The organism is Chitinophaga sp. CF418, assembly GCF_900142925.1.
Taxonomy (GTDB): domain Bacteria; phylum Bacteroidota; class Bacteroidia; order Chitinophagales; family Chitinophagaceae; genus Chitinophaga.
Map to the genome: position 1 here is coordinate 187,988 of NZ_FRCN01000014.1, position 14,199 is coordinate 202,186.

The window sequence follows — 14,199 nt, forward strand, 5'->3', positions numbered from 1 at the left end:
CGGGACCAATGCACGAACTGGCATTACATGTTTTCGCCATTCTATGCAGCGTCTATTTAGATTTCGAACTTAACCAATCCCAGATACTACGACGCTTCGAAATCGACTGCAATATGTCGTTGACTTTGACGTCTATTCCATCCAAACGAGCCGCAATATATCGAGGTATTAGATCTTGCTCTTGGGCAACAGAACTTTCATCTATGGGAAGGATTACATCAGTTGCAATTCTTAACAAATTATCTGCATCCAAATCGACATAACCTTCAGCCACAGCGTTTTTCATTTCCACCATCCCTAACTGCTTACTGAAACCTATCAACGTTTGTTTCCCCGGCTGACCAATACTTTCACCTCCACTGCTAGTTTGAGGTTTACGATCGTTAGTATATTCCGCAACAGCATCAATGAACTCTGTCACCATATCATTGTCAGGAGAAGTCGGCCGTAGCCACTCCCATACATACCCTTGATCCCCGACATATTTAACCCGCCTAGCAAATCCATTACGTGCGGCAATTGTTGGCGCGTTGGAAGAGATGCGAATAAGTTTAGTCACTTCGCCCATTTTAAAAGGGGACCCAGACATACATTTAGCATACAGAGTTGATAAAAAAGCAGACGCCTTGCTTCGTGTCGCACTACGCATGTTCATTAAATTTTAATTTTGAGAATACAGCTTTTGCCATTTTGTTTTCACTCTCCGCCTAAATAGAAACTTGATTTCTGAAAGCAAACTCTTAACCACAGGAAAAAGAAAGCACAGGCTTAACATTATCAGTATCGCATAAATCACAGCCAGTAACAACCAGGCAGGCAAAAGAATCCAGCACCACCCAATACGTTCTATTATTGGGAAATTCATGATTTTAGCAACCAATAAAGAACTAGAGGCTATCGCAGATATATCTATAAGTTTCACTGCTATTTTATTCATGTATAAATATTAAAGTTGTTAGAACGGCAAGTCATCGCCCTCTCCATTATGAACTAAATTAGACACAGCCCCACCCTTGCCAAACTCTCCCAAATACAAAGGATGATTAGGGAATGGATTCGCTTGCTTGGACAGACAGGGAAGAAGCCAATCCTCAATTTTACCGGCGAAAAATATCTGCTGTAGTGTATCATCATACACCACCCCGCCATCTCTTCCCGTCGAAGTAGTAAGGGGAGGGCAATCTTGCATATTATCTTTTGTATAGCACCATTTCAGAGCTAACCCATCCTGAGAAACAAACATTGCCGGCTTCTTACGCCCGTTCTCGATCTTTTGTCGAGTTGTAAACGTAAGTGGCAGATCAAAATAAATATTCTGCATTGTCTGATAAAATGCACGGGCGTAGGCGCTATTACTCCAAGTCTCCAAAATCCAATAGTCAACACTGTCTAATAAGTGGAGTTGAATAATTTCCCCTTTAACCTTTCTAACCCCGTTTTCCTCTCTCTCAACATTGCGGTATGTAACCCCCACAAGCCAAACGTTGTAGAGGCTATTGTGCCGTAGTTCACTACCCTCCTGGGTCCGTTCTTTCATTAACCCATCGTTAAGAGATAGATACCGTTTTTGTCTTTGGAATTCTGCTGGCATATAATCTTTATTTGTTCTTAATTATCTATTTTGTAACTTCTATTTGCTTTTCATTTATGGCAAAACGATATCCGAAACGATCCTCGACAATGAGGGCTGGAACACTTATAGCTACAACTCTAACCATATCCCCCTTCCGTGCTTGAATAATTCTCTTCATGCTTTTCACATCACACGAAAGACAGATTTCATCCCCGTTTTTGATCGCGACTTTTTCTAGCATAATCATTTTGCGTAGTAATAAGGAAGTTTTGTAGAAACAAGACTTCGTGCCCGTTTGTCAATGTTTATGTCTCAATTTCTGAGCAATAGATAGCTAGGTAGATCTTTAATGTAGATCTACTCAAGACGTCTCTTGTTGCTTCGCGCCTAAGTGCGCTAATAAATTTTATTTATTGTAATACTTATTGAAGGCTTCCTGCTTGGTCTGAAGTTTTGTGAACTTCTTTTTGGGGAATTTTGCCGGGAGCTCGTTAGAACTCCCGGTTAGCCGATTCTCAGCCTCCGTTAGAATCATGATTGTTCTTTCGTTACTGGTGACAGCAAGGTGCATTCGCAAGCGCCTTAATTCCGTGATAAGATCATTGTTGCTTAACTCAATTACCGACATTCCCATCCTCTTGACTTTCGCGTTCAATAATTAACTGCATAGCCTCCTCAATTACACGTTTACAAAAAAGAGGGTGCTCAGGATCTAGGGTATATCGAACACTATTATAGGACATGCCCTGCACTACCTGCTCGCCTCGTCGATTGCTCGTCAATCTCTTTCCCAATCGTCGCTCTATCGTCTTAAAGTCGCCATGTTGTAATTTTGAACTAATAAAGCCAATCAATTCGCGCCTCTCCTTATGTATTTGTTTTCTAGACTTATAACTACGAATCGTCGTTTCGTCGAATTTTCCGTACATTTACGCAATCTTTATGTCAAATTGATATGTATATTTGCTATTATGATGCAAGTTTACGACGATCCATCGTCAAAAACAAATAAAAATGACGACGAGTAGTCAATAATTATTTTAACTATATATTTTATGAGTGTAAATCAGCGAATTAAAGCCTATTTAGAGGAAAATAAAATTAACGTAACTGATTTTGCAGAAAAGACCGGTATTTCAAGAACAACGTTATCCTCAATTACCAACAACCCTAGTGGAACCCCACTAAAACGCACAATGGATATGATCCTGGCAGCATATCCTGACCTTGGCAAAAACTGGCTTATGCCTGACGAAAAAGACGACAGTTCGTCTTTTTCTGATGAAAGCGACAATTTTTCTAATTCACGGGCGTTAAAATTTAGGATAGCTCTAAAAGCGAAAAAAAAACCCGTACCGATGACGAACACGAAGGCCTCCGCAGGCACAATAGCATTGTTTAATGACGAACCTGAATTAATTGTTGAATTTTTAGATATACCTTTTATAGGAATAGTTGACGGAGCTATAGAGGTAGTAGGCGAATCGATGGTCCCGACTTTTAAAAATGGATCTCGCGCAGCTGTGCGTAAACTGGAAGACAAAACATTGATCAACTGGGGAGAAATATATTATATCGTGGATACAAACTATGAAGGTGTCGTAAAACGCCTCTACGCTGGAACTGATGACACACATATCGTTTTAAAAAGCGATAATCCTGACCAGGAAACATATCCGCCATTTCCTAGAAAGTGGCAGCACATTGTGGCTGTATTCAAAGTCAAGGCGGAAATAACGAAACACTAAACAACAGTAAACCCGGAAGTAAACCCGGAAGTAAAGCATTTAAATAGATAATTAAAATATATACAATTCATTGACAAACAACATAAAGGCAATAAAGAAATAGACTGTCGGAGAATCCCTTCTTCTCCGCTAAGAGGGACAAATCATCACAAGTATGATTTGTCCCTTTTTCGTTTTCGGGGGAATTGCCCGACAGGTGGGCAATCCGGGAAAAAATTGTATTGACTTTCGGAGTTCGAAATGACTCATTTTTGCGATCATACACGATTCCATCGGGGAATATGAGTTTTTGGAGCTTTTCTTTGGCACCTGCATCGCTGGAACTCCATACTACAGGGAGTTTACATGAAAGCAATAAGGCTTGTTCTATTGCTTCTTCCGGGTTCGAAATGCTTTGCGTGAATTTGGCCAATTGCTTTAATATGTTCTCCTGCTCCTTTATATAACGGGGATGAAATTTATCAAATGTCTCCTGACTTATTTCCTTTAACACGTATCGGCTTTCCTCTAAATTGTCAATTTTGATATTTATCTCCTTTAGCTGATTGTTGAAAAAGATCTGTTGTTCCAGCCCCTCCTTATTCATTTCATTGTATTCTGTCAGTAACGCCGATTTTAATGGCCCAATGAGTGCATTATCCACGCGATACTGGTGCAATAGCAGCCCAAACAACTCGTGTATCCGTTTAGCGCTTTTATTGCACTTACACCCTTCTGTGCGGCATTTATAGTACCAAAGACCCTTAGCCTTTACTACATAGCCTGTAAATGGCTGGTGACAGGTGTCACATCTAATAAATATCTTTAGCGGTACTTCATCTTGTTCCTTTTTATGCGGAACTCCATATCCTCCTGAACTTTGATGTATGTCATTTACCTTGAGAAAGATCTCCTTGCTGATCAGTTTTTCATGATTTCCCTCGACAATCTTTCCTTCCAACAGCCCATGATTAATAACCCCACAATAAAATGGTCGCTTGAATATTTTCGTTAGCTGTTGCTTATACATTTTAACTCCCATCGCACGAAGCCTGGAAATAATCTCGTCATTCTTTATCCCTTCCGCTTTCCAGATAAAAGCCTTCCTTAACTTCTTACCTACCTCATTTACGACTATCTTCCGTTGCCCGTTAGTCCGCACTATATCATACCCCTGTGGTGGCTTGGTAACCCAAATCCCTTTATCAAACTTTTCCTTCATACCAGCCATCGCCCGTTGCTTACGAAGCTGATTGTCGTATTGGCTGAAAATAAAATGAATACTCTGTTGCAGCACACCACTCGGATTAGAGGTATCTGCCGGTTGCGTCACAGCATAGACGGTTACCCCATACTTTTCCCGCAACTCTTCTGCTAATTTGATAGCCGCACCACCGGTTCTCGAAAATCTGTCCAGGGTATATACCAAAACATGGCTTACTTTTCCCTTATGCTTTTTAATGAACTCAAGCATCCTGGTAAACTCCTTACGCCCATCCGTTTTAGCACTTTCATAAGTGCCGCCAAAATATCCGATAATATTCAGATCACTTCGTTGGGCAAAATCTTCAATAGCCTTACGCTGGACATCCAAACTCAAATTGTGGTCTGCTTGCTCCTTGCTGGAAACACGCGTATAAACAATGGCAGCTTGATGGGAGACTTTAGGAACCTCTGTTTTTGAATAATTGCCATATATTTAATAGCTAAATTAAAATTAGAAAATCCTAAAATAGAACTTGGCGATTTAAATGACAATTTCATCACACTGAACACTTTAAAGGAAAGTTACCTCAGGAAAGTGACTTTAGGAGAACCTGTAACTGAAGATGAGGAAAACATAAATAAGTTAATGGTTTATCAAAGACACTATAAAATCGGTTTTGGCGACTATGAAGGATCATCTATTCAAGAGATTATCACGCAGCCCCCTCAATATGTTCTGTGGTGTATTGTCAATCTCTATCACTTCTCAATAAATCAGGATATTTTTCTAGACAAAACATTATCCGTAGAAGGCGAATATCTACGCGCATTAGAGATTAACCTCATAAAACATAAGTTGATTAAAAAGTGGCATAAACCAGAAAATCACCAACGTCATTGGGATGATGACTATGATGACGGACATGATGATTATTATGAGTATCCATCGTATGAACAATGGTTAGAGGATGAATTTGGCGATGATGCGGAAACCGCCTATTGGAATTTGGATTAATTATTGTTCTATTTCCAATATACTTTAATGAATGACTGCATAGATAAGATAACAAAAGATAAGATAATAAAAAATTCTTCGAAGGACAAGGAGATATTCAACATCTAGTCGACTTATGGCAAGAAAAGAAAGAATGCCGTCTAAGGCCGATTCACCCAGCAACTATCAACAAATGGCAAAGTTAATACTAGACACAAGCACTTGGTTAGACTTGGCCAAGCCAAGAATAGAGGAAGTTTTGATTGAACTTGAACAGCAGATAGATCAAAAGATAACTGTGCTCTTAACCTGTGATATAATTCTTGAGGAGTGGGAAAGAAATAAAAAGCGAGTATTGGAAGATGTGATTTCCAGTATTCGACAACATGCCAAAAGTGCAATGAAATTAGCTGACTTGCTCTCCAAAGAAGATAAAGCAGCATTGGTAAGAATAGTTGAAAAGTATACACAAGTGCAGGAAGAACAAGAGCATCTTGCCCAAATATTTTTTTCAAGGGTAGAGAAGCTACTTTATGAATCCGAAAAGTTTAAAATATATGATCAGCTTAAAATTGACATGGCAGATAGAGCTCTTACAAAACAAGCTCCTTTTCATAATAGTAAGAATAATATGGCGGATGCTTTGCTTTATTTTGGAGCAATAGAGCATGTAAATCAGAAGAATGAAATTGCCACCGATTTAATATTTGTGACATCTAACTACAAAGAGTTTAGCGATCCTATTGATTTCACAAAACTTCATGAGGATCTCCACAAGAGAAATGTACATTTCTATAACAACCTTGCCCGGGCTCTTAAAATGAGAAAAGAGGTTATTGACCTTACTGACGAATATGATGAGTATAGATTTTGGATGTGGATAGAATCAGAAGCAGAAATAGCGAGGGGTAAGTAACAGATGGTATAGCCCAATCATGTTCCCACTGCCGAAATCGAGCCAATAATACAGGCATATACTTTACACAGTCATCTTAACTAACACTTCCATTATATGTATAGTTAGTAATGCTCTGCCATTTCTCGAAACCTTCTTTGATACAAATCCTCTTTCGTATATCTCTGTTCTCTTGCTCTTTCTTGAAGACGAGCCATATAACTTTCTATAATTTCCATTTCTTCGACAGTAAAAAATGTAACATTTACTCTCGCCCATGTCCGAAAAAGATCAATCCCCTCAAGAGTTTTAACCTCATTCTGCTGCAAAGCAAATACGATTACTTTACCAAATTTTTCCAGGGTCTCTGCCTCCATATTTTCAATCCATTTTTCATCAATCATTCTAAATATCATTAGATCAAAAACAATCTTCTTTTCGACTGCCGTAGACAGAAAATCCGGCATACGGGCAAGGTTACCTGAGTTCGAGATTGCTTCAATATTAACAGCCGCTTCTTCGCTGTATCGCTCCATCTCTGCTTCACTGCAATGAGCAAATAAAATATCAAGATATGCCTTTGCATTTGAAGTATTGGTTCCCATTAGATCAAGCAACAACTTTGTAAAAACAGTCTTTCTTGTCAACTCGGTCCCAGTTTTTAATAAATATTTCAATTGCTGCTTAGGATCGTTCCAGGTTCCATTACGATTATTTCCCATGATCAGCACATCGTCAAAGAATACGGTCAGCGCTATATCAAAACCTTCAAAGTTCGGGTGTTTAAGTAAATAAGCTAAAACAGTGTTCCATACAGTGGTATTTTTGTATGGGAGCTCATTGAAAGGCGGCAGCAAGTATAGAGTCGCTAGGCTGTTCAGTAGCAATGTTGATGGCACCTGCTCTACAATCTTCCTTGCAGTCTTGCCTGTCAAAGATGTCCACAGTATCTCACACTGTAATTCATCTGGTATAGATTCAGTTGTGAGTATGACACTATGAATTAATGTACTTAGATATTGGATCTGTGTTCTTAAATAAGAAGTTTCGGGAGAGCCAAGTTTTGGCCATTGTGCAACAATATATCTCCAGAATGTTGCCTGAAATACTTTGTTATCGATATTGTGGAATTTTTTTATGAAATCCAATCGGGCTGGGCCTTTTATAATATCTATTTTTTCTGAAAAAAACCAAATCGGGATATCCGCCATTGAGGAGTGATACCCTTTGTCTTTAATATTTTCCTGCAACCAGTTAATGAAAGCATCCAAGATAACTATCAACGCTCCATCAGGAACTTGGGCTTCTTTGAACGTCATCGTAAAGCGACTGGTATTAATACGGATCGAGGTAGGTAGGTGCTTGAAAAATACAGGCATCAACTCTCCCCATAAATACCACATATCTAAAGCCGCATTGTCTTCAATATCATACATCCAATCGAATGTGTATTGCGTATGACCAGCACTAAATTGTGAAAACAAGTCTACAGAACTGAGTACAACAAAGAGGTTATCATAAGCCCGGATCATGAACAGCTTCATTTCTTCCTTTATCGCTGGAGATTTAAAATAAGGCCAAGAACGAAATAGTCCTTTAATCAGTTGGTAATTGACCAGCGGATCATGTGCTGCAAACAATTCTTTCACTAACTTCACATCGTTATCGGTAGCACTAGCCGCCAACAAATAAGCCGCCTTTCCCCGAATAAAACCTTCATTGTAATTTAGAAACCTTCGCAAAGCAACTACGTCGTATGCTATCCTTTTCTTCTTTCCCCGGATTGCTTGATCTAACGATTTTACGATTTTCCAGGCGCGATAGGAATCTGGCTGTGTTTCGCTCTCGCAGAATTGTTTCCATTCCCGATATATTTGATTGTGATTTCGATATGGGCGATCGAATTCTTTTTCGATGTACTTTACCTCGGGAATGAAAGCGGTATCACGCTGCCACACATAAGTTCCGAATTGGCTTTGACAGCGTTTTTGAATTTCTTCGCTAACCTTCTCTTGCAAATCCTGGGAGAGATCATCAAATTGACTGATTAGGAAAAGAAGAGACTGATCACGGACACTGACAAAGGTAGATAGTAGGCCTGATATGCCTATCGAAATGAGAGCTTGCTGGTCAACTTTTTCCTTGCAGGAACTTCCTATAAAAAGTAGATTACGTGTAGCCTGTAATGCAACATTCACATTTAAACAGGCTATAGACTTCCGAAGGCTGGAAATTGCCTTTTTAAAACGTAAAGGGTTGCCGGGTAACAGTATAGTTCTTGCTGCTTCTCTATAAATTGGGTGTTTAAACTGGTAATGTCCTTGCCGATATTCCAGGTAACCGTAATCAATCAATTTACTAAGGCCATATTCCAGTTGTGCCTTGATTGGAGGTAAATCCTCGTATTCTCTTATGGTGTAAACGTGTGTTTTTTTTGCCCCGAATATTATTCCGCGAAAACTTCTTTCCTCATCATGATTAATTGCAGGCCAATAATCCAGCCGGTCATCGCTAAAATACTGAAGATCCTTGTCGCTGATACCGTTACGAGTATTGCTTGTGGCCGCCATAATTATTATAGCCTCTATTACCTCCCCACTTTCTTTTAGAGTGGATTCAGTGAGTGTACTTGCGCGAAAATTGATAAAATGAAGTAGCGCCTCCGGATTGATAGTGTTTAAGCGCTGATGGTTACGGCTAAGGTATGCCAATTGTCCCGGCTGTATTTTTTCGGAGTAATCCCCACCAGAGAGAAGCTTTTTTGTCAGATTGCTGATCTGTTCCGGAACAGATCTGTCAATACTAAATCTTTCCCAAAGATCACTAAGAAAAGATGGTTGTTCTATAGTAAGATCCTGCCAGGTCTGACCACTTAAATAACCACCGTTCGTAAGATGATTTACGTCTTCATTAGCGGCAGTAACAATTAAATATCGCTGCTTACTTGTTGGCAGATTATGTACCAATGATTCCAATAGTCGATATTGTACCGATTTACTGCCAGACTGATCCGAATTAATGGGATCTTCTAAATAACATATCCTTGCTCCAAATTCATTGCTGTACAGAAATTGTTCTGCTGCCCTAGTGTCGGTTGTTGCGTAATATTCGATTGACTTGTTGCTTTCGATAACTTTTAACGCGGTATAGATTGCTGTCTGTGTTTTTCCGCAAAGCGGGACGCCGGTTAGTAATAAAACATATTTCCGCATTAACTCCTCAATGAAACCTGCCTCATCACCTCGCAAGTGGTAATTAGGATCAGGCGCAGGCAAATTCTTCGTGTTGGCTGCTATCAGCCTTTCAAGGTCGGCAAAAACGTCCACGCCCCTTCCTCTTTTTTCCTTAATTAGTTCGAGATATTCTAACATTACATGACGCTGTGCCGAAACCGGAACTAAATGATCCGTTAGGTAAAAACCGATAATGCTGACAATTTCCTTCTTTGTAAGACGATCAATTAGGGTTACCCTTTGTAACAAATCGCTCATTGTTTTAGGTGTCAACGACTGCTTCAGATTTTCTAAGAATTTTTTTCGTTTCTTCTGAGTATCTGTTTGTGCAACTGAATACTCTTTGTCGATATCATTGATAAGCAATTGAAGGTCTTTACTATTACTTTTTCCGGTACTTTTCTCAAAAGTATACGGTCTTGCTACCACATGTATCCGGGAAGGAACACCCGAAACAACCCCAGAAGTCAGAATAAAGAAATCGTTTATGCTTACTTCCTGCAATTTTGAAAGGATCGTAGAATCGCATTTAAAGGCACTGAACTTATTAATACAGCTATTAAAAATATCATCATCAAATGCGGAGCTCCGGTTTTTGAATTGAGCTTCGATAATTTCCTGATGGCCATTTGGGTCATCTATTAGCAGTGTCAGATCTTCGCTGCCTAAGCGGTCGATATAAACAGCTTTTAAAGCACGCTGGCTCCAGATGTGTAAAATTACATATAAACTGCCGAGGTATTGGTAATCGTAGCCCTCTGGGCCATTTTCTGTAACAGACATGTAGAAGTTTAAACGTTTGGGGATGATTATATTTAAAGTTATTAAAAATTTATCTTTTGTGATTACATTATCGCTAAATAATTTAGCGATGCACAGCCTCTCATGAACACACATAGAAGAGTATGAAGAAGCACCAACATCTTGCACAAGTATCTTACCGATTGCCAGAACCTCACCAAGAACTGCAAGAGAAAATAGTATTACTGTAAGAACTTCCCCTTTTCGCAGATTCATTCAAGTTATAGCTTGATAGAATATGAACACAGAATTATATAGTCTGTGATTCTTCGGGTCAGCAATAGATCCAGATATATAGAAAAAACAGTCACTACTAAATATTTAGGGTATATCGGGATGCTAAGAAGCTATTCCAGTTCCTTATCCGGAAGAAATGCATTCCAAGTTCGGCCTTCTCATTTTTAACTAATGGATTTCCCTAATAAATCCTTGAATTTCAGATAGACATTCTACAAACCGGTTCGAAAGTTGTCCCCAGTAGCCCGCAACTAAGTGAAAGCGGGTATAATTAGGCAAAAGCGCTTAATTATACCCGCTTTTTTATAGTCATATTTTGCCCCATTAGACTATCCCAATTTCCTTCGCTCTTCATCTATAATCTTTGCCAATTCATCTTCACTGGGCAGATTAATAAGATACTTAGATACAAAAACTTGCTGTGGTAAACCGGAGGTCGCATACCTGACCAAGTTCTCGTTCCTACTTGCACAGAGTATAATACCTACCGGCGGATTATCCCCTTCATGCATTTCATTCTCCTTGTAATAGTTCAGATAAACATTCATTTGGGCATCTGCGTGTGTAAATTCGCCAATCTTTAAATCTAAAAGAACATGGCATTTTAATATACGATGATAAAATACCAAATCTATACGGTAATGTGTATTATCGAAAGTTATACGTCTTTGCCTAGCTTCAAAACAGAATCCCCGCCCCCCCATGTTCAAGGTCTGATTCAGTATATATATCTTTTTCTTCCAGACCTAAAAATTCAAGCATGTAAGCGTTGCGAAATATATTCTCAGCTTTCAAATCCGCTTGTTTCACATCACTATTTAACACGGCATGTTTATTAGTACTCAATCCAGTCCTCTCATATAGCATACTGTTCATTGCTCGTTGCAAATCGCGTACACTCCAGTTGTTCCGAATTGTTTCCACTTCATAAAATTCACGTTTCAACTTAGTATCCAGTTTGAGCAGTTCAATGAAATGAGAAAAACTAAGTCTTTCTAATAGCAGGTTTGAGGCCGACTTATTATCTGTTTCTGATGTTTCAGATTGAGTTGCTATAGATTTTGCGGACAATAAGCGCAAAATCCTAACACCAGTGAATCAGATAAATACAATTTTGCGGACGGTGTCCGCAAAATGTCGGAATATGCCTTGTAAAAGTCTAGTTCCATGTCAAAAAAGTCCGAAAACTGTCCCCGGTAGCCCGCAGGAAATAAAAAGCCTTCAGATGATGTCTGAAGGCTTTTTTGTTGCAGATCGGTGATGCCAGGTCTCTTCCTGAATGATTTTGACCGTAACAGGTCCGACCTCTTTATTACTTTATATAAAAACAAATATTACTTCACTGTAATCTTTGCTATCGCAAGTTTGGTTTTTCCAAACATACGGTCTGTTTTACCTACCAGATACATCTCATTATTGATGATAGACCCTAAACGAGGCATCGCTGTAGGCACATCCGTATTGGAAAAGAACTGTTTTCTTCCAAGTTTACCGGAGACCGCATCGATATTCAGCAAATAGCAATCAGACTTGGCATAACGGATGATCTTTTTTGTCTTCTGGCCGGCCTGCATAACGCCGCTATTTTTAGGACTATCGTTAAAGATGACCTGGATATTACCATCTGTTTGCATAGCACCAAAGCCGGAATAAAAGGGCCTGTTTCCTTCATCAAAGTATCCGGTATAACTATAGCTGAGACCAAGGCCCAAACCGCCAAAACCCATACCCATACCGGAAGAAGCGCTTGTCATCGATATTACTTCCCGCTGATCCTTAGGCAGGATCTCCAGCCAGCCGATATTACCTCCGGCATCGATCTTACACATCATCAGATCGCCGGAATTGTAATGATATGTAGTAGTGGTGCTTCCGCCTCCCATCATCGCACCAGCACCAGCGCCTGCTGAACTTGTATTGTGTGAGACTGTTACATATTCTTTATATTGTTCTGCCAGAATAACCAGTCCATTGTCAGGAGTATAAAAAATGTTCCTGAACTGCATGTATCTGGAGAACCCTTCCCCTTCATCTTTCAGTTTATTAAGCCTCTCTCTTTCCTTTCTTTCCTCTTTGTCTTCATCTTTGTCATCATCATCTTTATCATCATCATCATTGTCTGCAGTTAAAAGGGAATTATTAATCGCTTTATCACTGGTAGAGAGAACTGTACCGTCATTTATATTGATCCTTTGCACCAGCAAACCATCAATGGTCTTGCCTTTTTTGGTATTGCTGTAGAACGCAGCCAATACAAGGTCTTTGTTCTTTTCCTGTACCACTTTAGTACTGTTCAGCCATTTACCATTGACAGTGGTGTTGATCTCTGCCTGTTGCTTTCCTTTTTCGTCATACAGGCGGATGTTATAATTGGTGAAATCCAGGAATTTCGCTTTCTTCCTTTTACCTTCTTCATATTCATACAACCGTCCAACGAGCAGAATCTTATTATTGCCCAGGTATAATAAGTCCTGAAGCTGATATTTCTTTGCTTCAAATTCATTATTAAGCACTACAGGCTTACCGATTTTTTTGAAATTTTTATCAAATTCCTGCACCGCGTATTCATTTCTTTCCTTTCCTTTTATACTACTCACCAATATGATCTTGGTACTGTCTGCATTGTAGGTAATTTTGAAATCAATATCATCCCTCTTTTCTTCTTTCTGAAAGATGGCTACTTCTTTGAATTCTCCTGTGAGTTCTCCGGTGCTTTTGTTTACTGCAGAAGCGTAAACAGCTTTCGTTTTGTCGCGACGGCTGTAATCAGATGAAATCAGAAATAATTTATCTCCAAATGGGAAGAACTGCTCGAACTCCTTGCCTCTCAACTCCTTGTTAAAATCATTCCGGAATACTTCGGTTAAATTCCTATCCACTTTTACAAGAGAAGCGGATTCACGCATGGTGGCAGCTACTACAAAATAACCTTTCAGGGCCTGGTGACTTTCCTGCAGATAGGCGCCGGATTTGTCTACTGATATTACTTCAAGGTCGCTACTGCCTTTACGTAATTTAAATTCTTCCCCCCATTTAATAGTTGGCTTCTGGGCAAAACAGGTCATACTAAGACCGATGGAGGCCAACAAAAGACTGAATGTTTTCATTTTTGGTTTAGGTATATGATAAATAATGATATCCTACGGCTTTAGGCGGCACGTATTTATTTCATGGTATATTATCCAATTATATTTCGGGGACCAAGATAAGAACGGAGGAATTGAAAAGCAAATATATTATGTACTTATAATCAATTAACGAGCATCCAGGTTTACACTACCGTGGTTCCAATCGCCGAATTGTTTTCATTTTCGACGTTCATTTTAAGATCAATAAGCCGCTGTCTTACATTTGCCTGTAAGTTTCGTCCTATAAACCCTGTCAACATATTGAATGGGAATCTAAGCGGCTCTACCTGATTCCCTATATTATATCACCGTTACAAAAACAAATACCCAACGCAGAAATCACTTATTTGATGAAGTTCAATTGTAAAGCGGTTCGAAACTTTGTCCCTCCCAGCCCGCCAGGAA

At 39.3% G+C, this 14,199-nt stretch carries 10 protein-coding genes; 3 read left to right on the plus strand and 7 right to left on the minus strand.

Features of this window, described 5'->3' with window-relative positions; genetic code table 11:
- Window positions 1–52: 52 nt before the first annotated feature.
- Window positions 53–655 (minus strand): hypothetical protein, encoded by a 603-nt coding sequence (locus tag F3I09_RS27225; protein ID WP_188133976.1) that lies wholly within the window; start codon window positions 653–655, stop codon window positions 53–55.
- Window positions 656–955: 300 nt separating this feature from the next.
- Complete coding sequence (locus F3I09_RS27230) at window positions 956–1,591, minus strand: hypothetical protein (protein WP_149698217.1); 636 nt, start codon at window positions 1,589–1,591, stop codon at window positions 956–958.
- A 1,037-nt stretch (window positions 1,592–2,628) separates the two neighbouring features.
- On the opposite strand from F3I09_RS27230, the gene F3I09_RS27235 reads away from it, so the two are divergent.
- Entirely contained in the window at window positions 2,629–3,321 is a 693-nt protein-coding gene (locus F3I09_RS27235) for a S24 family peptidase (RefSeq protein ID WP_149698218.1), read from the plus strand.
- 67 nt (window positions 3,322–3,388) lie between these two features.
- Here the strand turns inward: F3I09_RS27235 and F3I09_RS27240 are convergent, their stop codons facing one another.
- Window positions 3,389–4,999 carry a recombinase family protein gene (locus tag F3I09_RS27240; protein WP_223233409.1) on the minus strand — a complete coding sequence of 537 codons (1,611 nt, stop codon included), beginning with the start codon at window positions 4,997–4,999 and terminating at the stop codon, window positions 3,389–3,391.
- Window positions 5,000–5,101: 102 nt separating this feature from the next.
- Between F3I09_RS27240 and F3I09_RS27245 the strand changes: the two genes are divergently transcribed.
- Window positions 5,102–5,521: a hypothetical protein gene (locus F3I09_RS27245; RefSeq protein WP_149698220.1), complete on the plus strand. Its 420-nt coding sequence runs from the start codon at window positions 5,102–5,104 to the stop codon at window positions 5,519–5,521.
- A 115-nt stretch (window positions 5,522–5,636) separates the two neighbouring features.
- The gene (locus tag F3I09_RS27250) at window positions 5,637–6,416 is read left to right on the plus strand and encodes a PIN domain-containing protein (protein ID WP_149698221.1); all 780 of its coding nucleotides are present in this window, start codon (window positions 5,637–5,639) and stop codon (window positions 6,414–6,416) included.
- Between the two features lie 104 nt (window positions 6,417–6,520).
- Here F3I09_RS27250 and F3I09_RS27255 read toward each other — a convergent pair whose 3' ends face one another.
- The 4 genes from F3I09_RS27255 to F3I09_RS27265 all read right to left on the minus strand — a co-directional run bounded on the left by F3I09_RS27255 (window position 6,521) and on the right by F3I09_RS27265 (window position 13,773).
- Window positions 6,521–10,645 carry a hypothetical protein gene (locus F3I09_RS27255; RefSeq protein ID WP_149698222.1) on the minus strand — a complete coding sequence of 1,375 codons (4,125 nt, stop codon included), beginning with the start codon at window positions 10,643–10,645 and terminating at the stop codon, window positions 6,521–6,523.
- Between the two features lie 350 nt (window positions 10,646–10,995).
- On the minus strand, window positions 10,996–11,370 hold the full coding sequence (locus F3I09_RS34840; RefSeq protein ID WP_223233398.1) for a PDDEXK nuclease domain-containing protein: 375 nt from the start codon (window positions 11,368–11,370) through the stop codon (window positions 10,996–10,998).
- Window positions 11,345–11,746: a DUF1016 N-terminal domain-containing protein gene (locus F3I09_RS34485; protein ID WP_370512669.1), complete on the minus strand. Its 402-nt coding sequence runs from the start codon at window positions 11,744–11,746 to the stop codon at window positions 11,345–11,347. The genes F3I09_RS34840 and F3I09_RS34485 overlap by 26 nt, the downstream gene beginning before the upstream one ends.
- 254 nt (window positions 11,747–12,000) lie before the next feature.
- Window positions 12,001–13,773 carry a hypothetical protein gene (locus F3I09_RS27265; RefSeq protein WP_149698223.1) on the minus strand — a complete coding sequence of 591 codons (1,773 nt, stop codon included), beginning with the start codon at window positions 13,771–13,773 and terminating at the stop codon, window positions 12,001–12,003.
- Window positions 13,774–14,199: the final 426 nt, after the last annotated feature.